The organism is Aestuariibaculum suncheonense, from assembly GCF_014596935.1.
Lineage (GTDB): Bacteria > Bacteroidota > Bacteroidia > Flavobacteriales > Flavobacteriaceae > Aestuariibaculum > Aestuariibaculum suncheonense.
Genome location: NZ_JACVXC010000001.1, coordinates 368,783 through 391,492, shown reverse-complemented (window position 1 = coordinate 391,492; position 22,710 = coordinate 368,783). Strand labels below are relative to the sequence as shown.

Sequence of the window (22,710 nt, the reverse complement as noted above, 5' to 3'; positions counted from 1 at the left end):
TACACGGTAGTTAGCTTCAATCGCTAACACAGTAATCACTACCACATGAAAAACCAACACTCTAACCACCTTATTCAACTTACTTTAGCCACCTTCTTTATTAGTACATCGGGAGCTTTAGGTAAGTATATCGATTTACCTATTCCGATAATCATTTGGTGGCGCTGTATTATAGCGGGTGTTGCTTTATTTGCATTTTGTAACTATAAAAAATTCAACCTTAAATTAAACTCTAAATCCGATATTGCTACCGTTACTATTAGTGCATTACTCATGGGAGGGCACTGGATTACTTATTTTCTGGCTTTAAAACTATCTAATGTCGCACTGGGCATGCTATCACTATTCACATTCCCCATACTCACAGCCTTTTTAGAGCCTTTGTTGATCAAAACCAAATTCGATCCATTTTACATTCTACTAGGTATTTTAGTATTGTTCGGGCTATACATATTGGCTCCTGAATTCAACTTAGAAAGTTCTCAGTTAAAAGGTGTACTATTCGGATTATTATCGGCCGTATTTTATGCCCTACGTAACATTTTATCTAAAAAATTAACCGCGAAGTATAATGGTTCCAGCGTTATGTTTTATCAATCATTAGTTGTTGCATTAGTTTTGTCGCCTGCTTTATTCTTTTTAGATAGCAACGGACTAAAAGAGCAATTTCCGTACATTATATTCCTTGGATTAATTACAACTGCTATCGGTCACACCATGCTTGTAAACAGTCTGAAACACTTTACGGTAAGCACCGCGAGTATTATAAATAGTGTTCAGCCTATTTTCGGAATTATTCTGGCTTTCTTTTTCCTAAATGAAATTCCAAATCTCAATACGTTTATCGGTGGATCACTTATTCTGGCCACTGTAATTATAGAAAGTGTTCGTTCCAGAAACAGGTAATACTGAATAAAACAAAAACGCCACTTCGAATAATTAACAAACCATTATTTCGAAATGACGTTCCTTCAAACAAATCAATTAATCACAGTGTCTTATGGAAGATATGATAGCCCTCTTTTTGTTTTCCATAAAAAGTATTTTTCAAATAAAACTTTATTAAAATCATATAACACATTAGGAATCATAATGGCAAATTTTCGTGGTTTAAATAGTGAATTACTTAAAATAATCACCTCTTTTTTGCCGGCATCCATAATACAAATTCCTGGAATTTTACCCCATGCTTTTTTCTTAAGTTCTGTTTTACCCTCGGTAACTCTAATAATGTTTTCGGCTACAATTTTACCAGTTTCATCGCTTGGATAGCCTGTTTTAGGACCTGAAAATGGCACTTTACCGGGTTTAAAAGGCAACTTCACATCTACAGCAATACCTGCAGCCCAGACATTTGGAATTTCCGTATGTCTGTAATCATCGGTTACAGGAATATATCCGGCAGCCGTTGCTTTTAAATCTGGTGAATTTCGCACAAAATCTACCCCGATAAACGGTGGCATAAGCATCGTAAAACGACTTGGTAGTTCCTCACCGCTAGTTAACACCACTTTATCGCTAGTGACTTCATGAACACCCACTTCTGTTCTAAAGTGAATATTAAACATTTTCATAAATGATTTTAACATGGTTTCACCACCGGTAATACCATCAATTCCAAAATGACCTAAAAAAGTTTCAGGGGTAATCCAGTATAAATCGACTTTTTTACGAATATTTTGCTCACGAAGCCATTTTTCGATATTGAATAAGAACTCGTAAGCAGCTCCCATACATCCGGCATTTTGCGTTGCTCCAATCACGATTGGACCAGGGTTTCGTTTAAATTCTTCTAAGGCCGTTCTGATTTTCATCGCTCCATTGGGCGTTCCCACGTAATGCGCATATTCTTCAACACCCGGAGCCACATCGTATTTTACTTTTGGCCCTGTAGCGATGACTAAATGGTCGTACTTAACGATACCCTTATTGGTATGTACTTCCTGCTTTTTAGTATCTACTTTTAAAGCTTCAGCAACTAATAAATCGACACCTTTCTTTTTAAGGATTTCATCTTTTCTAAAAGAAATATCTTTGATGTCTCGTCTTCCGAAAGGCACCCAAATTAAAGATGGAATGAATAAAAACAAAGGAGATTTATCTATCATAATAACTTTATGCTGATCTTTTCCTTTACGTTTTATCTCAAGGGCTGCAGTCATCCCTGCAAAGTTCCCCCCAATAACTACTGAAGTTGTCATAATTTCTAGGTTTTTAATCTACATTAAAATTACAACCTTAAAACCATGCGTACAGCAACTTATGTTACATACAAGCCATTAAAAAACCAACAATTAAACACTTAAACTTGTAACATTTTTAAAATTTCAACGTTTTATAGTCTATCAATCAAAATCATCAATCATTATGTTAAAGCAATTTTTTATTATCTGCTCGGGTGCCGACACCGATATTTTAAATTCCTGCTCAAAAGGTGAGCAAAACAAATATGCAGGAATTGGTGCCACTGTATTCTTTACGGCACTTATGGCTTTTATTGCGGCGAGCTACGCCCTTAATACCGTATTCGACAACTATTTTACCGCTGTGTTTTTCGGACTCATTTGGGGTTTACTCATTTTTAATCTTGATCGTTATATTGTTTCGACCATTAAAAAGACGGGGAATTTTGCAGATGAAGTCATTCAGGCATCTCCAAGAATTCTTCTGGCCGTTATCATTGCTGTAGTGATTTCGAAACCTTTAGAACTAAAGATTTTTGAAAAGGAAATTGATCGCGTGCTATTAGAGCAGAAGAATGAATTTACACTCACTAATAAAAATCAAATTGCCGAACAATATACCCCGCAAATTCAGAAATTAGAGCAATCTGTTACCGATTTACAAAATGACATTACCGTCAAAGAAACTGAAGTAAACGCTCTTTACGACACCTACATTTCTGAAGCCGAAGGTACAGCTGGGACAAAACGACTAGGTAAAGGTCCTGTCTACAAAGAAAAACGCGATAAGCATGATGCTGCTTTAGCCGAATTACAACAACTTAAAATCGATAATGCCGAAAAAATTAAAACCATTCAAGCTGAAATAGCCACTTTAAAAAACAATTACGACATTCAGGTCGCAACATCGCAACCGATTATTAATAATTTCGACGGATTAATGGCTCGTGTAGACGCTCTAGGTCAACTGCCATGGTTACCATCGTTGTTTATTTTCCTGCTCTTTTTAGCTATTGAGACCTCGCCAATTTTTGCCAAGTTACTTTCTCCTAAAAGTGCTTACGATTTTAAACTGGAAAATGAAGAGACCGCCATTAAAACCAATGTCCTTCAAAATAAAAATCAAAGAGAAGCTTTATTAAAAGCCGAATTTGCCATTAACGATCGTGTGTACAAAGACATTGAAACCGAAAACGAGCTTTATAACTACAAGCGCAAAAAAGCAAGGGAGCTATTGCAATTGCAAGCCGATGCCTTCTTCAACCATCAAAAGAATATATTATAGTTAACTGCTTATTTTAAGTGAGTTTGCTTATTTTTACAACATCTCCCAAAGAAGCACAACTATTAAATTATGAAAAAACTTATTCTTTTCCTATGTCTAATATGCACTTTTTCAGTGTTTTCTCAAAACAATGAAGAAAAAGACAAGGAGGCTATTCAGGCCGTTTTAAAGGAACAGCGCTTAGCCTGGTCTAAAAACAATATCGAGAAATACATGGAAGGTTACTGGAAAAGCGACTCACTAAAATTCTACGGAAGTAATGGTGTAACTTATGGCTGGGAGAACACTTTACAACGCTACAAAAAAGCTTACCCTAGTAAAGAACACACGGGCAAACTAAGCTTTAAAATTAATGATATTTCTAAAATTACCGATGGCGCTTATTTTGTATTGGGTGAATTTCACTTAAAACGCGACGTTGGTAATGCCACAGGAATTTTTATGTTGGTATTTAAGAAGATAAACGGCGAATGGAAAATTATCGCCGATACCTCAGCTTAAAATTTGATACATTAGGTTTTCTTAACGTACTTCGTAATGATTACGATTTGCTGTCCGTCAACCTTACCTTCAATATATTCAGCATTGTCGCGATCTAAACGAATGTTTCTCACAGTCGTTCCTTGTTTTGCAACCATGCTTGATCCTTTTACTTTCAAGTCTTTTACTAAGACAACCGAATCGCCGTTTTCTAAAATAACGCCGTTAACATCACGATGTACCACCTTTTCACTATCGTCTTTATCTTCCCCTGTTGCACGTGCTAATGCTAAAGCTTCATCATCTAAATACATCATATCTAGTAAATCCTTAGGCCATCCTTCGCCTCTTAAACGTTGTAACATACGCCAGGACATGATTTGCACTGCAACGAACTCACTCCACATGCTATCATTTAAACAACGCCAGTGATTAGCATCCATTTCCACTTCACCTTCAATCTGACTTAAACAAGTACCACAAACCAGCAAACTATTATCTACACTTTCATTTAACGAGGGCGGTAAAGTATATTGTTTTAAATCCTTTTCCGACTTACATAATTCGCAAGTGTTATTGCTTCTGTCTTTTAGTGTTTGTAGTATACTCATTATTTATATTTTTGTTTTGCAATAATACGCCTAAATTCAAGTTTCTACAAGCTGAATAAAAAAGAAAAAGGCATCTAAAAACAGACACCTTTTCCCCACTAATTAAGCTACCTATTTTGATAACTCTGCTACTAACTTATATACGGCATCACCATGTTCTGGTGTGAAATATTTACCCATTTTTTTACCGCGCGCCTCGCGATCTGCTTCGTTTGGCCATTTTTTCTTAGCTATTTCTGAGAAACCATCAAACATTTTATCTAAATCTGCTAAAGAATCCAAGAAGTAAGCTTCTATCATTTCTGAAGAATCATTTCCCCAGGCATGACGGTGCGGGTAATACCCTTTAACTAGGGGATTATCCTTAATAAATACATCAAAGTTATCGGTCATTAACTTTTTTATTTCATCACCATCATAATCTTTTGGGAATGCCCAATGATTGGTTCTTACATAAAGAATTAAATCTTTGGTGTTATTTTCGGGAACATGCTTTACTAACGGCATAGTGTAATAAATTTCATCAGAGTGTATCGGCGAATAATACGCGCGTTGTTTGTCGAAAAAGGCATTTCTGGCAGTTTCATCAGGCCAGGCTGCTTCGGCTAATTCATCGTCTTTCTCATTGGCTTTAACAATATCTTCCCAGGTATTGTAAACATTAACAAAAAGGATTTCACTGTTACTAGGACTCATTTGATGTAAATACACAGAATGTCCCACGCGTAAATCATTCTTCTTAATAACTTTTTCCAGATATTCCTTTTCCACAGCTTTCCATGTATCCATATCAAAGTCCTCATAATCCATATTCCAATGGGCTTTGGTTACCGTAATATACATTGGGCGATTAGAATCGTCCTGTGCTAAGGCCGAAGGCATGTTGAATAATAATAGCAAAGTTAGCATTGCTGCAAATAGTTGACTAGTTGTTTTCATAATTGTAATTAATTAAGGTTAGTATATTAGTTTATAACGTTTGATACTAAATCTTTAATTAGGGGCAATAGAAAACCTGGGGATACTATAAATTTGGGGAAGTAAAAACTCGTCTTTTTTGCTATTATTATTTCCGAGAGGGTAGTGAAATAACAACACTAATTTACGAAAATTAATTTACTAAAAATCAAATATTTAATTTAATTGATCCCTTAATTTTTTCGGCATACCTTTTACAACCATATCGTAAGAATGATCGATTAAAGCCATTAAAAGTGATGATGTTATTTCGCTGTCGTGAAGTTTAACTGTGTTCCAGTGGGTTTTACTCATGTGATATCCTGCATCAATATTATCATATTCAGCACGGAGTTCTAAAGCGTAATCCGGGTCGCATTTTAAGTTTATGGCCTTTTCTCCGATTTCCCACTTATCTAAAGCTACTAACGCAAACATTTTACCCAAAACTTTGAATACTAAAGTATCTGGATTAAATGGAAAATCTTCGGTTGTGCCTTTCTTTTTTAAGCAGTAGTCTCGTATTTGTTCGATATTCATTCTAAAGCTTTCTTTTCAGTTGGTGTTTCAATCTTTAACGCGTTATAATCTAAACTCCAACCTATAGTTTGTACGATATTTTCAATAAGCGAAATGGCTTCTAAAGCTTCCTGTTGGGCGACATTAAACAATCCGCTTTCCGGAATTTTATCCATAATATGCTTCTTGGCATCGTTATGAAGACCTGTTAAATCGGAAGCAGCAAATTTGTTAAACATACCATCCTTTTTGTCATAGTAATTTAGGTTGGTTTCAATGCTTAACACTTCTGGCTGCGGAAACTTATGAATAATAATAGTTTTGCTTTTCGTATCGGCTTCTAAAATAACCTTTGAAAAATCGAAGCCCACATGCGCCTTAGCATTCACGATGACCAAGGCTTTCTTGGTGCTGGAAATGAGTTTTAAAAAACGCTCTTTCACATCTTCATAATGATAGATCTCAGCAAAATCACCTTCAACGGTAATAAACTTATAGACTTTTTTAATTTTATCCAGTAAAATAACCGACTGCGAATTGACACGCTTTTTCTGTGCCTTAATTTTTAAATAAGTTACTACGGCCAACGTGATAAGTCCGCCTAATATTAAGCCAAACAGAATATCCATTACTCTATAATTTTATATAAAACCGGTTTACTTGGTGTCGCATCGTTTTCAAATGATGCTATTTGTAAATTTAATATATACTGGCCATCTTTCACCTTATTAGGCACATAAATAAATTCGGTAATAGTTGCATCCAGCCTTAATTTACCTTGGGTGTTCCAAAACGCATTATGTGCTAACAACTTGCCTTCATCACGTTCTTTATCGACACTTGGTAAATCGATAAGCAAATGCTTAATGCCTTTCTCACGAAGATATACCGCTGCCTCTTCTAATAAATAGGTTGGATTTGTTTTTGAATAGCGCTTAGTTAGTTTATCTTTTGTATTAGGCATGGTACGTATCACTACGGCATCACGTTTTTTATTTCCCAAAGCGAACTGAATTTGCTTTTTAGAAATCACAAAATCATCATCTAACTTTTCGGGTGCTACCGTAATCACCTCCGCTAAAAAGAAAAACTGTTTTAAATTTTTATTGATAGAATGCACCTTTTCAGTAATATGACCAACACATTCAGTATGCGTGCCATGTGCATGCGGATTAAACGATATATTATTAAAATTTACTGCCGAACCTTTCACCACGCTTCCCACCCAATCTTCTTCTTCAATAACTACAGGTTCTATTTCAGGGTCTCCTATATACCAGGCATTCACGTTGGATTGCCCTGACTGAATCGCTATGGAAATGTCTAGCGGTTGAGTTAAATCGATTTGTAATTTTTTTGAATTGTACTGAATGGTTGCGAACATGTTTTAGTCTATTTTAAATAAATCTGACGCGATACCGTCGCTTAAAAACTTTCCTATTTTGGTGACGATAAGCTTATCATCTTCAATATACAATAATTGTTGATTTCTGTACTTTTCAGATTGCTCTAAAAGATACGTTTTATAATCTAGACCAAAATCCTGAACCACCTTTTCTAAGGACACGCCCCAAATGGTTCTCAAACCTGTCATTACATATTCGTTATATTGATCGCTTTTCGTTAAAACTTCCATTTCTCTTGGCAATTCACCTTTTTGCATGCTCTGAATGTATTTTGAATTGTTTCTAACATTCCAACTTCTCGATGTTCCATCAAACGAATGTGCCGACGGACCAATACCTATATAGCGTTTTCCTTGCCAGTAAGCTGTATTATTTTTACTAAAAAACTCAGGCTTCCCGAAATTAGATAACTCGTAATGCACAAAACCAGCGGTTTCCAATTTTTCAATTAATATATGAAATTGTTCTTGAGCTACAGCATCGTCTGGCGCCTGAACTTTTCCCTTTTCAATAAAGACATCAAGAGCAGTTTTAGGTTCTACCGTTAATGCATAGCTGGAAATATGAGGTATGTTAAAGGATAAGGCCGTTTCTATATTTTGAAGCCAAGCCTCATGACTCAATCCTGGAATACCATAAATTAAATCGAGTGAAATATTATCGAAATATTGTGTAGCAACTTCTAAACAGGCTTTAGCTTCCTCGGCGTTATGTGCGCGATTCATCAGCTTTAAATCCTTTTCAAAAAACGACTGAATGCCTATAGACAGTCTGTTAATACCAATCGCTCTGTAACTTTCAAAAACAGCATGCATATCGCCATTTTCAGTAGTTAAATCATCCGGATTAGCTTCTAAAGTCATTTCCGGATTGCTAACCACTTTATAATTTGCGTAAACTGACTGAATAATCGATTTTAATTCATCACTATTGAGTAATGACGGTGTGCCTCCTCCAAAATAAATGGTTTGAACCACCTGATCCTCAAACTCTCCTTTACGTAGCTCCAATTCTTTAATCAAAGCTGAAACCAATTCCGGTTTCTTCTTCAAAGATGTTGAAAAGTGGAAATCACAGTAATGACAAGCCTGCTTACAAAATGGTATGTGAATGTATATTCCTGCGATGACTTCTAATTTTAATATTACACAATGTTTTCAGAAAATCTGTAAAGTGTTTGAAACCCTATTTTTTTACGCGATTTTCGTTTTGTTTTACAAAACTTGCCCAACCCGAATAACTCTTACCAATCTCAACACGACCTTCGTTATAAAAATGACAAACCGCAGCCGCCAAACCATCAGTAGCGTCTAAATTTTTAGGCAAGGTTTTCAAGCCTAAAAGACTTTGAAGCATTTTGGCTACCTGCTCCTTTGTAGCATTACCATTACCTGTAATCGCCATTTTAATTTTTTTAGGTGAATATTCTGTTATGGGCACTTCACGACTCAGTCCAGCTGCCATAGCAACCCCTTGAGCACGCCCAAGCTTCAACATACTTTGAACGTTTTTTCCAAAGAATGGTGCTTCAATAGCAATTTCATCAGGGTGATGCGTATCAATCAGTTCTATAGTACGTTCAAAAATTAATTTCAGCTTTAAATAATGATCGTCGTATTTTTTTAAATCTAATTCATTTAACTGAAGGAAAGACATGGTTTTTCCAACAACTTTTATCAATCCGAATCCCATAATGGTTGTTCCTGGGTCAATTCCTAAAATGATTTTTTCCTTCGCCATATTAGTTACAGTAATAGCAGCCACTTAAAGATAACGAAAGTCCAACGGTAAATGTTAATACATTACCATTAAATGATCCGTAACCATCTGAAATCGGATTAAATTCCTTTGCAAACCCATGAATATAAGAGGCATCAAAATACAACGACATGGTATCTGAAAGTCCGTAATGAAACTCCAAACCGGCCATCGCATTTAGGTATGATATTTTATTTTCTCCGTAATTATTTAATGGCTTCACCATCGAAAAACCCGGCCCGGCATGCACAAACATTCCGGTTCTGTTGGAGATAAAAATAATATTAGACAGATTATAAACCCCTTGCAAATTAATTCGTGAATAATTCAATTTGAACTCCTGCGCGTTACTATCGTTCGCCATTCGGCTAAATCCGTAATCTAGCTTTGCTCCTAAATTTGGATTAAACATATACTGCAAGCCTAAGTTTACGGTTGGAAAATTTAACGGTTGCCCTTCGAATCCGGAAACAAAACCATCACTTGAGGGATTATTAACGCCTAATGCGATCTGTGCTTTTAAAGTGCTTGCATCGTTTTGAGCAAACCCAAAAAACACACAAAAAAGTAAAGTAAAACATAGAGAAAAACGCTTATTACAGCTTAAAAATGAAATCATACGCGATTATTGATTTAATTTGCAACATATGTACGCGTTGCCATACAAAACTAAACAAATCTTTTTTGTGCTTATTAAATTAAGCCTTGTAATTGCTGTATTTTGTTTTATACACTTCAAGCTGAGTGATACCAAAGAATTACCATTAGCCGATTTTTTAGAGTTGACATTCAAACATGGTGTGTTCTCTCTTACAAATGTAATTTCACTTCTTTTATTAACAATCTTCAACTGGTTTTTTGAAATTTTAAAGTGGCAAGCACTGGTAAAACCCATAAAACAAATTCGTTTTTTCGAAACCATAGAACAATGCTTGGGTAGTTTAACGGTTTCTTTATTTACACCAAACAGAATTGGTGAATATGGTGCGAAAGCCTTGTTTTATAGCAAAACACAAATCCCTAAAATTGTTTCCATTAACGGTTTACACAATATATTACAATTGAGTGTTACACTTATTTTTGGAACTATCGGATTACTATGCTTCACATCGATTTACCCAACAAACCTTAATATCACTAAACCTAGTTTGGGATTTCTAATTTTAATTGGTCTTGGGATTCCAGGTTATCTTATTGTCTTTATAAAAAAGCAGAACTGGTTAAACGAATTATTAGATTTCATAAAAAACTATCCAAAAATTACCATTGCCTGCGGATTTGGTTTCTCGGCGATTCGCTACCTGATTTTTTCATTTCAATTTTATTACTTATTACTGATTTTCGGAGTTTCCATCGATTACCTAGACGCTATGATGGTAATTTCCTCTTTGTATTTATTAGCTTCTGCAGTACCTTTTATGGCCATTTTTGACTTTGTTATTAAAGGCAGTATTGCAGTGTATTTATTTTCCTTTTTACAAATTGAAGCCATAACCATTATTTGTATTACAACCTTAATGTGGCTACTCAATTTCGCTTTACCAAGTCTAGTAGGGAGTTACTTTGTTCTTAATTTTAAAACGCCTAAATCCCCCGTATCGGCATGATGCTAATTTCTTTTTTTATTATTTTAAGTTATGTGATTTTAATCGGAAGTTTTGCTTTTGGATTCAACAAAGTTCATCCTTTTAAGGATAAAAACATCATACCGAAAACAAGATTTTCTGTTATTATTCCTTTCAGGAATGAAGCCAAAAACCTGCCTCAACTTCTTGAATCCATAAACCAATTACAATATCCAAAGGACTTATTTGAAATCCTTTTAATTAACGATGCCTCAGAAGATGATTCAGCAGACCTAATCAACAATTTCATAACATCATCTGCTGTTTTTGTAAAACTTTTAAACAATAAAAGAGTGAGCGCATCGCCAAAAAAAGATGCTATTACAACAGCTATTGCCGAAGCTAAAAATGAATGGATTATCACCACCGATGCCGATTGTATCCTACCCGATTTATGGCTAAACACTTTTGATGTGTTTATTCAGGAAAACCAAGTAGAATGCATTGTGGCACCTGTAAAGTATACTGCTCAAAATAATTTTTTAAACACCTTTCAAATTTTAGATTTACTAAGTTTACAAGGCGCTACCATTGGTGGTTTTGGTATCGATAAACCCTTTTTGTGCAATGGCGCTAATTTCGGCTATAAAAAAGATTTATTTAAAACCTTGAATGGGTTTGATGGCAACACTGAAACGACAAGCGGTGACGATATTTTCCTACTGGAAAAAGCCGTGAAATTGAATCCAAAAACTGTAAGCTATTTAAAAAGTGACACTGCCATTGTAAACACTAAAGCTCAACCTACCTGGAAAACCTTAATCTCCCAACGTATACGCTGGGCGGCTAAAACAAGCCGATACAATAACTGGTTCGGGAAACTTACGGGAAGCATCGTTTTATTTGCCAATTTACTCATAGTCTTGGCGTTTATTTTTACGCTTTTGGAAACTATGACTACTAAAAACCTAATTTATTTACTGATGATTAAATTCAGTATCGATTTATATCTGATTAATAAGAGCGCTCAGTTTTTTAATCAGAAGGATGTTATGAAGTTTTATCTTTTTGGTTTTCTGATTTATCCGTTTTTTAGTGTTTATGTCGCTATTGCTTCTCTGTTTTCCGGCTACGAATGGAAGGGGCGCAAGTTTAAAAAATAGTTTATTCTACATTAATGATAATAGGTAGATTGAATGCAGTTTTTACCTGTTGCCCATGTTTACTAGCTGGAAATATTTTAGGTAGCGAATCTAAACTTTGACTAATTAACTCCTGTAAATTAGGTATTTCGGCCATGGTTAAACTATCAATTTTAGCCTCAACTAAAGTTAGCACGCCTTGTTCAGATAATTTAAATTCTAAGTTAATCGTGTCATTGACATCTTTAGTAACAATAATCATTTCGTGCTGTAAAAACCCTAAAATATGAGACGTGAGGACTTCTGAAAAACACGCTTGCTTTTCCTTGCTATCAATCAAAGAATCGCATACCGAAAACGATGGATACTCATCTACATCATTCCAGTTAAAGGTTTTTAACTCCTCTTTTAAAATAGCTTCAGAAGATGTTTTTTTTACATTAAAATAGTCGCAGGATGCGATCAATGAAAAAATTAAAAATACACCAATTAGCCTCATAGGTTTTACTCGATTATCGAGATTTAATACTTCGAAATCAAACTTTTGTTATTTTAATGCCTCGTGTGCATTTCACCGAGGATTTTTATTAAAACTGAAATGTACAATTTTTTTGGTTTTTAAGCACTTAAAACTAAAAAAACCGAAGTTTTCACTTCGGTTTTGAGTCTTGTGTAATTTATATTCTTATTCTTTATCTGCTACCTGAAATACAATGGGTAAAGAATACGGCACGGTCACTACATATCCTTTTTGTTTACCTGGCTGCATCTTAGGCAGTAATTGAATAACACGCTTTGCTTCCTCCTCTAAGCCTGGATGAGGCGCTCGTGCTCTTACATCTACTACATCTCCTTCTTCATTTATTTTAAAAATTGTATTAATACGTTGTCTGCCCTCTAAACCTAAACTATTAGCGATATCGGTATTAAAATTTTCATTTACAAATTTCGCTATAGACTGAGACATACAGTTTTTACGTTCTTCATTAGACTCTAAAGATTCACATCCTGGAAAAACAGGGGCATGTTCAACATGAGCAAAAGGGACTTCTATATTTTCATGATATTCATCTGCTCTAACCTCAATAACCTTACTTCCGTTAACTCTGTATACAGGAACTTCATTTTTAAGGACTTTATCAAGCACAGAATCAATGTTTACCTCTGAAATAAAACTTACCGAACTCCCTACAAACTCACCTTTTTCATTTAACTTGTAGACAGGAACCCCATTTGTAAAAATTAAATAGGAATCATCCCCAAAAATCATTGCATGTTTAGAAAAATTACTTGGCACTTCATCTTCAATAGGATGTATACTAAATTTAACCTCTTTGCTTCCCTTGTTAATATCCGCCCAACCAACATATTCATTATTTTGAATCAAAAATTCATGTAGTCTGTTTAATTTAAGTTCATCTTCTTGAGATGTTTTTGTACCTAGTTCCATAGTAAAACTAAATTCCCCTAAATCAGTTCCCTCCGAATAATTTTCACCCTGTTTTTCACAAGACGTATACACCAATATGGCAATAACCGCCGGAATTAGAAAAGCATACTTTAGTAACTTAATGTGTTTTGATTTCGATTTTTGTAACATAACGATTCGTTTTTTGATTAATGTTTGATTAAAAAATGGATTGATGAATGAAATGCTCTTGGTTTGAAATACCTGAGCTAATAAACTTTGATAATATTGTTGTTTACTTTGATACTTTACAGCTTCGGCATCGGCCAGATACTCATGTAATTCGGTGATTCGGTTTTGATACATATATACCAACGGATTAAACCAAAAGACCACGCGAAGCACTTCGAAAAACAATAAATCTAAACTGTGATATTGCTTTACGTGTACCATCTCATGACTTAAAATAATAGCCTTTTCATCATCCTTTAAAAACTCGCCTAAAAACACATACTTAAAAAATGAAAATGCCGAATTACTATTTATTAGTTTAATAATAACCAGTCTTTCTGAACTGGTCTTGGGACTGTTTAAAATTAATTTTAGTATTTTAAATAACTTAAACCCAAAAGTCATAATTGCTATAGCAAGACCTAAATAAAACAACAGATATACATACGATACCGGATTTGAAGCCAAAGTCGTATTAACCTGATTTGCTCCTTCAACAACATCGCTAGATACCTCCCCTATAATCACTGCCGGAAGTTGAATAACATACTCCTTAGGGATAACCTCTTTAAATACTTCTAACTTTACAAATGGCAATAGTACAGACAAAATCATAGTACCTATTAAATACATTCTGTTCCAGTTAAAGAAGGTTTCTCTTTTTAAAAACACATCGTAAATCAATAAAAAGAATAACTGAAAGGCTATGGTTTGTATCACGTAGTGTATCATTGCTCTTCGCTTTTGTTAATATCTTTTAATACCGATTCTAACTCATTCAGGCTGATGTCATTTTTCTTCATAAAAAAGGACACCATATTTTTAAACGAGCCCTGAAAATACCCATCAACCAATTTATTAATAGATTGGTTACTGTATTCGTTTTTAGCAATTACGGGAAAATAAATATGTCCTTTTCCTTCCTTTTCGTAATCTACAAACCCTTTATTTTCTAAAATTCTAACAATGGTCGATACCGTGTTATAGGCCGGTTTTGGTTCAGGCAATTCTTTTATTATAGATTTTACATTAGCTTTTTCCAGGCTCCAAAGAATTTGCATGATATCCTCTTCTGCTTTTGTTAATTGTTTCATTTTAAAGGATTTTTAAATTACACTTCTATTCAAACTAAAAATTTAGTTCAAAACAAATATAACTAAAATTTTAGTTTTAACTAAATTTTTAGTTGTAAATTTAATTAGGAAAGTTATAATAAAGAAGAAGCCCTATGGGTCTCTCACCTCCATAGGGCCTGTAAATTGCTATTATCAACAAAAAAATTGAGGGATTAATTAATTTTTTGAAGTGTTGATGGAACAAATTTAAGTATTACTTTTTATTTCAAACTGCGGTTTTCCCGCATTTAACATTCAAAACATTGCATAATGCATGAAACGACAAGGGTTTCAACAGGTTAAAAAAAAATGACTTTAATCGAATTTTAACATATGTTAATTTAATTTAAAATCCTTTTCTTACACAAAACCTCGTTTACGTGCTTCTTCTATTAATGTTTCGTCCTGTCCATCTTGGACATCGAAGATTTCCCGAAGTTGTTTTTTACGTTTTTCAACAGCACTTAACGAAATATCTAAATGTGGTGCCAGATTTTTAGTTTTCACGCCTTGCGACAAAAGGTGAAGTATTTTTCGGTTTTTCTCATCGATTACAATATCACTGGAATCTACCTTTCTGATGTAGCTATTTACCGTACCACTGTAAAAGGGAGGATTATGAAGCACAGCCTGAAACGCACTGGCCAATTCACTGGATGTTAAATCACTTTTTATTAAAAACCCTTCCGGATTAATAGTTTTTATAATGTTATGAATTCTGAACGATTCATTAAACATGGTTAAAATAATAATTTTAGCTTTTGGTAAAATCTCTCTTGCATAAGATGCTAAATCTTCACCACTGGTCATTTTACCATCAGACGAAGCAGGCAAACTAATGTCAACAAATAATAAATTATAAGGATTGTCCTGTTGAATGGATTTATCCATTAGGTTTACTGCTTCATCACAATTGTTGGCTATATCAATGTTTAACTCCTGATGTTCTTTTTTAGTAAAAAGAATGGTGTTCTGATACCCTTCAATAATCATTGGGTGATCATCAATCATTAATATTTTAATCTTCTCGGTATTCATTTAATTTTAGGTAATTGGGACTTCAATAATAACTTTGGTTCCTTTATTTTTTTCTGATGTAATCTGAATGGTTCCGTTAATATCCAGAATTCTGGACTTCATATTTTTTAATCCGATACCAGATCTCAACTTATTAACATCGAATCCTGACCCATCGTCTTTAATGATTAGGCAAATTACATCATTTTTTAATTTAAAACTAATATCTACATGTGTGGCATTTGCATGCTTATGAATATTGTGAAGTGACTCCTGAATGATTCTGTAAATATGAATTTTAGTTTTATTAGATAATTCATCCCAGTTGATGACACTATCGTGATCCAAATTATAATCCAGTTTATATAAAATCGTCTGGGTTTCAACCAAGGTTTTAATAATGTCTATAAAACCGGCTCCGGACACAAAATCCGTATTTAATTCGTGAGACACCTTCCTGATATCCTGCTCAATATGTTTTAATTCTTCAATATATTGCCCTCGTGTTTGCACTGCCCCAGGAGAAGTATTAAAGTTCAAACTATCCAAACTTAAACGGGTACCAAATAAGCGTCCTAAAACACCATCGTGTAATTCCTGAGAAATACGTTTTTTCTCCAGAGTTCTCGCCTCTTCGATCTTCTCATTTTGAGAAAGCATCAAATTATAGATTTCTTCATTAGCTTCCTGTTGCCTTTGAATTAATTGCAGACGTCTGTTCTTATTTCGCTGAGTAATGACTAGATACAATAAAAAAGATGTTAATATAAGCGTCACCGACGTCACAAACAACCACATCCGCTCTTTGGCAATTTGAATATTTTCACGCTCAATTTGTTCCGTTTCAAACTGGATTCTTGCAAATTTATTTCTTAAACCTCTCTCGTTTTTCTGTAAACTATCACTCAACCTGATATACGACTGTAAATACTTTACAGCATTTTCTCCAGTTTCAATTTTAGAAAGCAATAATAAAGAACTTAATAATTCATCATTATGATACTGTTCCGCAATATTTTTAGCCTGATAGGCATAATACTTAGCCAAATCCATGCTATTTTTATTCTTATAAAATTCAGCTAGATGCTGGTTGATAACTATAGAATTATACCCTTTTGGGTTAACACTGTCTGTAATATGCAGGGCTTCAAAGTATAAATCTGGAAGTTCTGTATACTCTTTAGACAAATACAAGGTATGTGCGTAATTATCTGTAACTAACGCATAAAAATCGGGTTTAATAGTAAATAAATTTTTATTACTTAAAATTTCCCTGTATAGATTTAGAGCTAAATTATACTGACCTGATTTTTTATAAGACAATGCTAAATTATTCTTTGAAAAATATATGCTTAACCTGTAGTCTCCTTTTAAATCCTCTTTTAACTCTATTGCCTTTTTATAATAATATATAGATTCTTCATATTGTTCTAGCTCTCCAAAAACTAAACCTAAACAGTTATACAAAAATGAGCGTGTTTCCTTAATGTCATTTGTTTGTTTTAATGATTCCAATATGCTAATAGCTTGTATTGAAATCAATTCACTAGCTGTTAAATCCTTTTCATTTTTTAAAACAACAGCAAGCCCATACAAGGTTTTTGCCAATTTGTAATTTTCATTTTGCTTTTGAAAAATTTTTTGAGCTTTGTGATAATGATAATAAGCACTGTCACCAATAAAACTGTACCTATATAGCTCTCCTATATTATAATGAGCATTAGCTATGGCTGTTGAGTCTTGATCCTTAAAATCTGCAACACTTTGTTTTATAGAATCTATTAAATGTAAGTTATTCTTATTCTGCCCATAAGACGATAGAAAACAGAATGACAAAAATATTTTGAATATGTGTTTCAAAAACAGAAGGTTTAGCTAGGTATTATATCAAATGTATTTATAATTTCTAAATTTATTCAAATAAAAAACTCTTTACAAATTGTAAAGAGTTCTTTTTATACATATAATTATTAAAAAATTAATCATCTACTCCACCTCCTGTAATAGGCATTTCAATTGTTCTATCTTTTGAAGCATCTATTAACATATCATCTTCATTTAAATCTTGCTTAGTACATGATGTTAAAGTTGCGAAAATTGCTGCTGCGATAAGTGTAATTCTAAGGGCTTTCATAATATTTGATTTTAAGGTTAATTATTTTATTATTTCTCTGAAATTTTAAATACAAAACATGAACCATAATTTCGAACAATTCGAAATTCTAGCTGAGGGAATAATGGAATAATTAATTCAAAATCAAAAGGGTACAATAGCCCACTGACTTCATATATTTTTTTTTGAGGGAATATTGACTTTTAAAAGTCAACTTAAAAATGGATTAATTAAGCACTTTGTAAATCTGAGGGGATTAATGATTTACGCGCTTTAACAAAATTATGAGAAAGGTTATCTACAAACCTAAGATAATCGATAAAAAGCAAATATCATCGACAAAATACCTTTTTGTAAGAAAAATAAATGTTTTTAAACGGTAGATTTGCTCTTTACAATGCTAGTTTTCACAATAATAGTCTTAACATCTTCTTCTAAAGACTTGTTTTGAAGCCTATTAATTAATAATTGCGCAGCATTAGCACCAATTTCTTTAGCATGCTGTCTAATAGTAGTTAATCTAGGAAAGGTTAAATTAGAGTCTGCCTTACTTGAAAAACCAATAACTGAAATATCCTTAGGTACTTTCAATCCAAGTTTAATGGCTGCATTAATCGCTATAACCCCAGATGCACTGTCGGCAGCTACAACGGCGTCTATTTCAGGATTCTTCTTTAAAAAAGAGTATATCTTCTTTTGATTATCATCCTTCTTTTTAATTTTTAACACCAATGGTTTAGCTGTTTGCTGTTCTAAAATCGCCTTATTATAACCACGTTCTCGAAGTTTTCCAACACTCAAACTATCTATACTACTAATAAAAGCAATATGTTTACGCTTTTTTGCCTGTAAATTTTTAGTAGCATTATAAATCGCTTCAAAATCATCAACAATAACCTTATCACACATCACATCGTGTGCCACGCGATCGAACATTACAATTGGTAAGCCCTGAGCCATAATTTTCTTAAAATGTTCGACTTCATTCTTCATTTGGGTCTCTTCTGCCAAAGAAAGAATAAAGCCATCTACACTACCATTAGCCAAGAAATGCATACTTTCCTTTTCCTTATCTAAAGATTCATTAGAAATACAGGTAATAATATTATAACCATACTTAGAGGCCTCACGCTCAATACCAAAAAGAACCTTAGCCAAAAAATGGTTCAAAATATCTGGAATAATAACACCAATGGTTTTAGTCTTATTCTGCTTAAGACTTAAAGCCACTTTATTTGGCTTATAGTTATATAATTCGGCGAGTTCTTTAACACGTCTTACAGTTTCTTCACCAATTTCTTCACTGTTATTTAATGCTTTAGAAACTGTTGAAATTGAAACATTCAACTCCTTTGCTAATTGTTTTAATGTTACCATAGGGTGTGTTAAAGAATATAATTTAGTTAACGCAATTTACAAAAATAGATTTTGCAAAATACAGATTCAAAAAAAATAGATTTCACAAAAACCTTCCAAAAATACAGAGTTTAATGCTTAATTAACATATTAAAATTTAAATAATTGTATTTTTGCCCTTTAAAATTAACTATGAATTTATCTAAAGTAAAATTGGTAGTGTCTGATATGGATGGCACTTTATTGAACCCGGAAAACCAAGTTAGCAATCGCTTTTTCAATCAGTTTAACGAACTTAAAAAGCAAAACATTCATTTTGTTGCAGCCAGTGGTCGACAATATCAAAGTATTTTAGATAAACTACATCTGATAAAAGACGATATTTCTATTATTGCTGAAAATGGTGGTATCATGAAACACAACAGCGAGGAGCATATTTTACTTCAGCTTACTCCAAATGATATCAATACAGCTGTTGCACTTTTACGCCAAGTTGACGGCGCCAACATTGTTCTATGCGGAAGAAAAGCAGCATATATTGAAACCTCAGACCCTAAATTCATATCAAAATTTGAAGCCTATTACGCCGAATACCAAATTGTTGAAGATTTAACAACAGTTTCGGACGATGTTTTCCTGAAAATCGCAGTGTATCACAACGAATCATCTGAGCATTTTATTCTTCCTGAAGCTACAAAATTAAGTGACCACCTTCAGGTTATTGTTTCTGGCCAAAACTGGTTAGACATCTCTCATATTGAAGCCAACAAGGCCTATGCATTAAAAATTCTTCAACAACAATTAGGCATCACCGAAGCAGAAACTATGGTTTTTGGTGATTATAACAACGACTTACAAATGCTGGGACTTGCTTATTTCAGCTATGCCATGCAAAATGCCCATAGTGACGTTAAAAGAATATCGCGTTTTCAAACAAAAAGTAATTCAGAAGAAGGCGTAGAAACCGTTATTGATGAATTGTTAAGCAGCAAACAACTTTAAATATTTTTTTGTAAAAAAAATAAAGGTTACTCTTATTGAGCAACCCTTATTAACCATTAAACTAACCAAAAAATATTAAATATGAAAAACTGTAATTAGTCCTTTTTATAGTGCTTTGACCTAATTACATAACAAAGATACACTCGCTTTATAGATTGTTTTACGACATATCATGTCAGGAAAAACCTTATTTACACTTTCTACAAAAGAAAAGAGCAGCACTTTCGTACTGCTCCTTTGAAGAATCAATTTAAACTTGCTATTAATCAATCCCCGTAAAACATAATATGTTTTAGTACAAGTTTTTGTCGATCCGTGAGTTTACTACCGTTCACATCTTCTAAAACTTCAACCAAGCTTTCAAAAGAAAATTCCGGTAGAATTTCATTTTTATGATCAATTCTTAAAAACAGCATTTTTAAAGCAACCACAGCCTCCTTCATTTTTTGATCAGGCTGTACTTGTTTTTCAAAATCACATTCTAATTCTTTCAACTTAAAAAGCAACATATTTCTTAAATCCTATTTCTTAACAAAAATACATACGGTACTCGTTTTAGAATACGACACGAGATGTCTTACAACCCATCATTTTTAATTATATTTACCTTATAACGAAGCTATAAGCATGAAAAAATACAATTCTATTGGTGAACTTTTCACAGACTACCGAGAGTTTAACAATCTTTCACAATCTGATTTTGCCGCTGAATTGAATGTCGATTTAAGAACTATTCAACGTTGGGAAAAAGACTTAACATTGATTAAATCTGAAAAAGAAGAAGATATTGTATTGAGCACACTTATGCCCTATCAGCTTATTCATAATTTAAATGCAGCGGTTCCCATTCCAACCTTTTACGACTTTAATACAAGAAAATATTCTTTGTCATCTCAGTCTAACACACTACCAAAATTAGAATGGTATTTAGACCAGATTGATTTGGAGTCTAACAATTTAAGAACCATAGATTTTGATTTCGACATTAAACATCTGGAACATTTTATTGATTCACAGAAAAAGGATAACACTTATGTAAATCATGATTTAATAAAAGAAGCCATACGACTACTCCCAGAACTTAATTTTGTATTTACCGGAAAAAGCGGATACTATGCCGGACATTGTATTGTGCTTCCTTTAAAAGAAGAGGCTTATTTAAAATTAAAAAACAGAGAGATTACCAATAAACATCTTAGAGCAAGTGATTTAATAAATTACAAACTTTCAGATCGTCCTATTTTTTACAGATATGACATAACGGGTGATTGTAACGATTCGATCTTTTATGTTATGGCCAAGTTTTTTAGGTTTTTCAGAACTATTGAAAACAAAAACTACTTGATGGTATCTTACACCGAACGCGACGACAACTACGATTTGAATTTACAAATAGGATTACATATTGTTTGGGAAGATAAAGCGTTACAGGAAGAATTGCACCTCGATTATCCGCCACGATTCCTTGAAGGTAATTTTGAAGCTTTTTTATCTAAAATCGAATAACATATCATGTATGCAAAAAAAGAAAGGCTACGATAGTACCCTTCTATACTTTACCGTAACCTTTTACTAACCAAACCAACTATGAAAAAAACTTTTTACTGCTTTTTACATTACAAAGATACATCTGAAATCCACTTGAATTTACGACACCCAATGTCATCATGATTTCAGTTAATAATATTTAACTAGATAACAAAAAAAGCTCCTGTTTCTTGGAGCCTTTCTTAAACAATTACTTTTTTTTTTTAATTATTCTGAATAACCTGAGGCTACCCATTGCTTAAGCATGGCTATTTCTTTTGGAGTCAATGCGGGCTTTTTACTTTTAAATGGCATATATTTTTTCTCGGTTACCGGCAATTCAACACGGGCAATAATATCTTCAATATTATTTTTAACGGCTCCGTAAGTATCTAAAAACTTCTTTTTTCCATTTTCAGGAAAGTGGCAAGGCGCGCAGCTGCGTTCCATAACCGGAGCGATATGTTTAGTGTAAGTTACAGCTGGCTCTTCCTTTTTAACCGTAGTTTCTTTAGAAGATTTACAATATTGTAATGTAGAAATGGTAAATACCAGCGTAATCAGTAATAACACCTTTTTAATAATAGATTTTATTTTCATGGGTCGTTTGTTTGAATATTTACAGCCTAAGATATAAAATAAAAATACTATTATAATAAAAAAGCTACAGTGAAAGCACCCTAATTTCGCTTACCTGTAGCTTTTAACTAACCAAACCAACTTATGAAAAAACTTTTTACCCGATAATCGGGATTTGTAAACTCGGGAGTTATACCCGAAATTTAACTTGTACCTTTAATATCTCTTGTGTTTACTCTAAGGCTATTTACACCTTTTTTACACTACAAATTTACGTCAGAAATCCATGTGCGTTTACGACAGACAATGTCATAATATATTTCATCAACAATTGTGCTCGATTTAGAGCATAAAAAAAGCCCTTATTCCTAAGGGCTTTTGCAATGTTGCGGTCTGGACGGGACTCGAACCCGCGACCTTCGCCGTGACAGGGCGACATTCTAACCAACTGAACTA

Annotated in this window: 25 protein-coding genes and 1 tRNA gene; 7 read left to right on the top strand and 19 right to left on the bottom strand. The window is 33.5% G+C overall.

Annotation, left to right across the window (positions count from 1 at the left end; genetic code table 11):
• The first annotated feature begins 45 nt into the window (after positions 1-45).
• Positions 46-906: a DMT family transporter gene (locus ICJ84_RS01765; protein ID WP_188214642.1), complete on the top strand. Its 861-nt coding sequence runs from the start codon at positions 46-48 to the stop codon at positions 904-906.
• A 92-nt stretch (positions 907-998) separates the two neighbouring features.
• Here the strand turns inward: ICJ84_RS01765 and ICJ84_RS01760 are convergent, their stop codons facing one another.
• Positions 999-2,201, bottom strand: a complete 1,203-nt coding sequence (locus ICJ84_RS01760; protein WP_188214641.1) for an NAD(P)/FAD-dependent oxidoreductase — start codon at positions 2,199-2,201, stop codon at positions 999-1,001.
• Positions 2,202-2,367: 166 nt separating this feature from the next.
• Between ICJ84_RS01760 and ICJ84_RS01755 the strand changes: the two genes are divergently transcribed.
• Positions 2,368-3,468 carry a DUF4407 domain-containing protein gene (locus ICJ84_RS01755; protein ID WP_188214640.1) on the top strand — a complete coding sequence of 367 codons (1,101 nt, stop codon included), beginning with the start codon at positions 2,368-2,370 and terminating at the stop codon, positions 3,466-3,468.
• Positions 3,469-3,537: 69 nt separating this feature from the next.
• On the top strand, positions 3,538-3,969 hold the full coding sequence (locus tag ICJ84_RS01750) for a YybH family protein (protein ID WP_188214639.1): 432 nt from the start codon (positions 3,538-3,540) through the stop codon (positions 3,967-3,969).
• Positions 3,970-3,980: 11 nt separating this feature from the next.
• Here the strand turns inward: ICJ84_RS01750 and ICJ84_RS01745 are convergent, their stop codons facing one another.
• From ICJ84_RS01745 to ICJ84_RS01710, 8 genes are all read right to left on the bottom strand, one after another.
• Positions 3,981-4,559 carry a PhnA domain-containing protein gene (locus ICJ84_RS01745; protein WP_188214638.1) on the bottom strand — a complete coding sequence of 193 codons (579 nt, stop codon included), beginning with the start codon at positions 4,557-4,559 and terminating at the stop codon, positions 3,981-3,983.
• Between the two features lie 111 nt (positions 4,560-4,670).
• Positions 4,671-5,498, bottom strand: a complete 828-nt coding sequence (locus tag ICJ84_RS01740; protein ID WP_188214637.1) for a hypothetical protein — start codon at positions 5,496-5,498, stop codon at positions 4,671-4,673.
• A gap of 195 nt (positions 5,499-5,693) precedes the next feature.
• A complete protein-coding gene (locus ICJ84_RS01735) occupies positions 5,694-6,056 on the bottom strand; it encodes an MmcQ/YjbR family DNA-binding protein (RefSeq protein ID WP_188214636.1) in 363 nt (120 codons plus the stop codon).
• Positions 6,053-6,664 carry a DUF4230 domain-containing protein gene (locus ICJ84_RS01730; protein WP_188214635.1) on the bottom strand — a complete coding sequence of 204 codons (612 nt, stop codon included), beginning with the start codon at positions 6,662-6,664 and terminating at the stop codon, positions 6,053-6,055. The genes ICJ84_RS01735 and ICJ84_RS01730 overlap by 4 nt, the downstream gene beginning before the upstream one ends.
• Entirely contained in the window at positions 6,664-7,419 is a 756-nt protein-coding gene (locus ICJ84_RS01725) for a cyclase family protein (protein WP_188214634.1), read from the bottom strand. Before ICJ84_RS01725 ends, ICJ84_RS01730 begins: the two co-directional genes overlap by 1 nt.
• Positions 7,420-7,422: 3 nt before the next feature.
• The gene (gene hemW / locus ICJ84_RS01720; protein WP_188215415.1) at positions 7,423-8,568 is read right to left on the bottom strand and encodes a radical SAM family heme chaperone HemW; all 1,146 of its coding nucleotides are present in this window, start codon (positions 8,566-8,568) and stop codon (positions 7,423-7,425) included.
• A 58-nt stretch (positions 8,569-8,626) separates the two neighbouring features.
• Positions 8,627-9,181, bottom strand: a complete 555-nt coding sequence (gene ruvC / locus ICJ84_RS01715) for a crossover junction endodeoxyribonuclease RuvC (RefSeq protein ID WP_188214633.1) — start codon at positions 9,179-9,181, stop codon at positions 8,627-8,629.
• A gap of 1 nt (position 9,182) precedes the next feature.
• Complete coding sequence (locus ICJ84_RS01710) at positions 9,183-9,818, bottom strand: outer membrane beta-barrel protein (protein ID WP_188214632.1); 636 nt, start codon at positions 9,816-9,818, stop codon at positions 9,183-9,185.
• Positions 9,819-9,846: 28 nt separating this feature from the next.
• Here ICJ84_RS01710 and ICJ84_RS01705 point away from each other — a divergent pair, with 28 nt between their 5' ends.
• The gene (locus ICJ84_RS01705) at positions 9,847-10,806 is read left to right on the top strand and encodes a lysylphosphatidylglycerol synthase domain-containing protein (RefSeq protein WP_188214631.1); all 960 of its coding nucleotides are present in this window, start codon (positions 9,847-9,849) and stop codon (positions 10,804-10,806) included.
• Entirely contained in the window at positions 10,803-11,927 is a 1,125-nt protein-coding gene (locus tag ICJ84_RS01700) for a glycosyltransferase family 2 protein (protein ID WP_188214630.1), read from the top strand. Before ICJ84_RS01705 ends, ICJ84_RS01700 begins: the two co-directional genes overlap by 4 nt.
• A gap of 1 nt (position 11,928) precedes the next feature.
• Here ICJ84_RS01700 and ICJ84_RS01695 read toward each other — a convergent pair whose 3' ends face one another.
• The 7 genes from ICJ84_RS01695 to ICJ84_RS01665 all read right to left on the bottom strand — a co-directional run bounded on the left by ICJ84_RS01695 (position 11,929) and on the right by ICJ84_RS01665 (position 19,167).
• Positions 11,929-12,405: a hypothetical protein gene (locus ICJ84_RS01695; RefSeq protein ID WP_188214629.1), complete on the bottom strand. Its 477-nt coding sequence runs from the start codon at positions 12,403-12,405 to the stop codon at positions 11,929-11,931.
• Positions 12,406-12,591: 186 nt separating this feature from the next.
• The gene (locus ICJ84_RS01690; protein WP_188214628.1) at positions 12,592-14,277 is read right to left on the bottom strand and encodes a M56 family metallopeptidase; all 1,686 of its coding nucleotides are present in this window, start codon (positions 14,275-14,277) and stop codon (positions 12,592-12,594) included.
• Positions 14,274-14,639 carry a BlaI/MecI/CopY family transcriptional regulator gene (locus ICJ84_RS01685; protein ID WP_188214627.1) on the bottom strand — a complete coding sequence of 122 codons (366 nt, stop codon included), beginning with the start codon at positions 14,637-14,639 and terminating at the stop codon, positions 14,274-14,276. Before ICJ84_RS01685 ends, ICJ84_RS01690 begins: the two co-directional genes overlap by 4 nt.
• Positions 14,640-15,020: 381 nt before the next feature.
• Entirely contained in the window at positions 15,021-15,698 is a 678-nt protein-coding gene (locus ICJ84_RS01680) for a response regulator (protein WP_241748659.1), read from the bottom strand.
• Positions 15,699-15,704: 6 nt separating this feature from the next.
• Positions 15,705-17,537, bottom strand: a complete 1,833-nt coding sequence (locus ICJ84_RS01675) for a tetratricopeptide repeat-containing sensor histidine kinase (RefSeq protein WP_188214626.1) — start codon at positions 17,535-17,537, stop codon at positions 15,705-15,707.
• 118 nt (positions 17,538-17,655) lie between these two features.
• The gene (locus tag ICJ84_RS01670) at positions 17,656-17,811 is read right to left on the bottom strand and encodes a hypothetical protein (RefSeq protein WP_188214625.1); all 156 of its coding nucleotides are present in this window, start codon (positions 17,809-17,811) and stop codon (positions 17,656-17,658) included.
• A gap of 351 nt (positions 17,812-18,162) precedes the next feature.
• On the bottom strand, positions 18,163-19,167 hold the full coding sequence (locus ICJ84_RS01665; RefSeq protein WP_188214624.1) for a LacI family DNA-binding transcriptional regulator: 1,005 nt from the start codon (positions 19,165-19,167) through the stop codon (positions 18,163-18,165).
• Between the two features lie 171 nt (positions 19,168-19,338).
• Here ICJ84_RS01665 and ICJ84_RS01660 point away from each other — a divergent pair, with 171 nt between their 5' ends.
• The gene (locus ICJ84_RS01660; RefSeq protein WP_188214623.1) at positions 19,339-20,148 is read left to right on the top strand and encodes an HAD family hydrolase; all 810 of its coding nucleotides are present in this window, start codon (positions 19,339-19,341) and stop codon (positions 20,146-20,148) included.
• A 266-nt stretch (positions 20,149-20,414) separates the two neighbouring features.
• On the opposite strand, the gene ICJ84_RS01655 is transcribed toward ICJ84_RS01660, so the two are convergent.
• Entirely contained in the window at positions 20,415-20,642 is a 228-nt protein-coding gene (locus ICJ84_RS01655) for a hypothetical protein (RefSeq protein ID WP_188214622.1), read from the bottom strand.
• 133 nt (positions 20,643-20,775) lie between these two features.
• Between ICJ84_RS01655 and ICJ84_RS01650 the strand changes: the two genes are divergently transcribed.
• Positions 20,776-21,654 carry a helix-turn-helix domain-containing protein gene (locus ICJ84_RS01650; RefSeq protein ID WP_188214621.1) on the top strand — a complete coding sequence of 293 codons (879 nt, stop codon included), beginning with the start codon at positions 20,776-20,778 and terminating at the stop codon, positions 21,652-21,654.
• Positions 21,655-21,903: 249 nt separating this feature from the next.
• On the opposite strand, the gene ICJ84_RS01645 is transcribed toward ICJ84_RS01650, so the two are convergent.
• The gene (locus tag ICJ84_RS01645) at positions 21,904-22,275 is read right to left on the bottom strand and encodes a hypothetical protein (RefSeq protein WP_188214620.1); all 372 of its coding nucleotides are present in this window, start codon (positions 22,273-22,275) and stop codon (positions 21,904-21,906) included.
• A gap of 371 nt (positions 22,276-22,646) precedes the next feature.
• Positions 22,647-22,709, bottom strand: a tRNA-Asp gene (locus ICJ84_RS01640).
• Position 22,710 lies beyond the last annotated feature (1 nt).

Coding starts and splice junctions, on each gene's coding strand:
- ICJ84_RS01765 (WP_188214642.1), top strand. CDS start 46: ATGAAAAACCAACACTCTAACCACCTTATTCAACTTACTTTAGCCACC.
- ICJ84_RS01760 (WP_188214641.1), bottom strand. CDS start 2,201: ATGACAACTTCAGTAGTTATTGGGGGGAACTTTGCAGGGATGACTGCA.
- ICJ84_RS01755 (WP_188214640.1), top strand. CDS start 2,368: ATGTTAAAGCAATTTTTTATTATCTGCTCGGGTGCCGACACCGATATT.
- ICJ84_RS01750 (WP_188214639.1), top strand. CDS start 3,538: ATGAAAAAACTTATTCTTTTCCTATGTCTAATATGCACTTTTTCAGTG.
- ICJ84_RS01745 (WP_188214638.1), bottom strand. CDS start 4,559: ATGAGTATACTACAAACACTAAAAGACAGAAGCAATAACACTTGCGAA.
- ICJ84_RS01740 (WP_188214637.1), bottom strand. CDS start 5,498: ATGAAAACAACTAGTCAACTATTTGCAGCAATGCTAACTTTGCTATTA.
- ICJ84_RS01735 (WP_188214636.1), bottom strand. CDS start 6,056: ATGAATATCGAACAAATACGAGACTACTGCTTAAAAAAGAAAGGCACA.
- ICJ84_RS01730 (WP_188214635.1), bottom strand. CDS start 6,664: ATGGATATTCTGTTTGGCTTAATATTAGGCGGACTTATCACGTTGGCC.
- ICJ84_RS01725 (WP_188214634.1), bottom strand. CDS start 7,419: ATGTTCGCAACCATTCAGTACAATTCAAAAAAATTACAAATCGATTTA.
- ruvC (WP_188214633.1), bottom strand. CDS start 9,181: ATGGCGAAGGAAAAAATCATTTTAGGAATTGACCCAGGAACAACCATT.
- ICJ84_RS01710 (WP_188214632.1), bottom strand. CDS start 9,818: ATGATTTCATTTTTAAGCTGTAATAAGCGTTTTTCTCTATGTTTTACT.
- ICJ84_RS01705 (WP_188214631.1), top strand. CDS start 9,847: ATGTACGCGTTGCCATACAAAACTAAACAAATCTTTTTTGTGCTTATT.
- ICJ84_RS01700 (WP_188214630.1), top strand. CDS start 10,803: ATGATGCTAATTTCTTTTTTTATTATTTTAAGTTATGTGATTTTAATC.
- ICJ84_RS01695 (WP_188214629.1), bottom strand. CDS start 12,405: ATGAGGCTAATTGGTGTATTTTTAATTTTTTCATTGATCGCATCCTGC.
- ICJ84_RS01690 (WP_188214628.1), bottom strand. CDS start 14,277: ATGATACACTACGTGATACAAACCATAGCCTTTCAGTTATTCTTTTTA.
- ICJ84_RS01685 (WP_188214627.1), bottom strand. CDS start 14,639: ATGAAACAATTAACAAAAGCAGAAGAGGATATCATGCAAATTCTTTGG.
- ICJ84_RS01680 (WP_241748659.1), bottom strand. CDS start 15,698: ATGAATACCGAGAAGATTAAAATATTAATGATTGATGATCACCCAATG.
- ICJ84_RS01670 (WP_188214625.1), bottom strand. CDS start 17,811: ATGAAAGCCCTTAGAATTACACTTATCGCAGCAGCAATTTTCGCAACT.
- ICJ84_RS01665 (WP_188214624.1), bottom strand. CDS start 19,167: ATGGTAACATTAAAACAATTAGCAAAGGAGTTGAATGTTTCAATTTCA.
- ICJ84_RS01660 (WP_188214623.1), top strand. CDS start 19,339: ATGAATTTATCTAAAGTAAAATTGGTAGTGTCTGATATGGATGGCACT.
- ICJ84_RS01650 (WP_188214621.1), top strand. CDS start 20,776: ATGAAAAAATACAATTCTATTGGTGAACTTTTCACAGACTACCGAGAG.
- ICJ84_RS01645 (WP_188214620.1), bottom strand. CDS start 22,275: ATGAAAATAAAATCTATTATTAAAAAGGTGTTATTACTGATTACGCTG.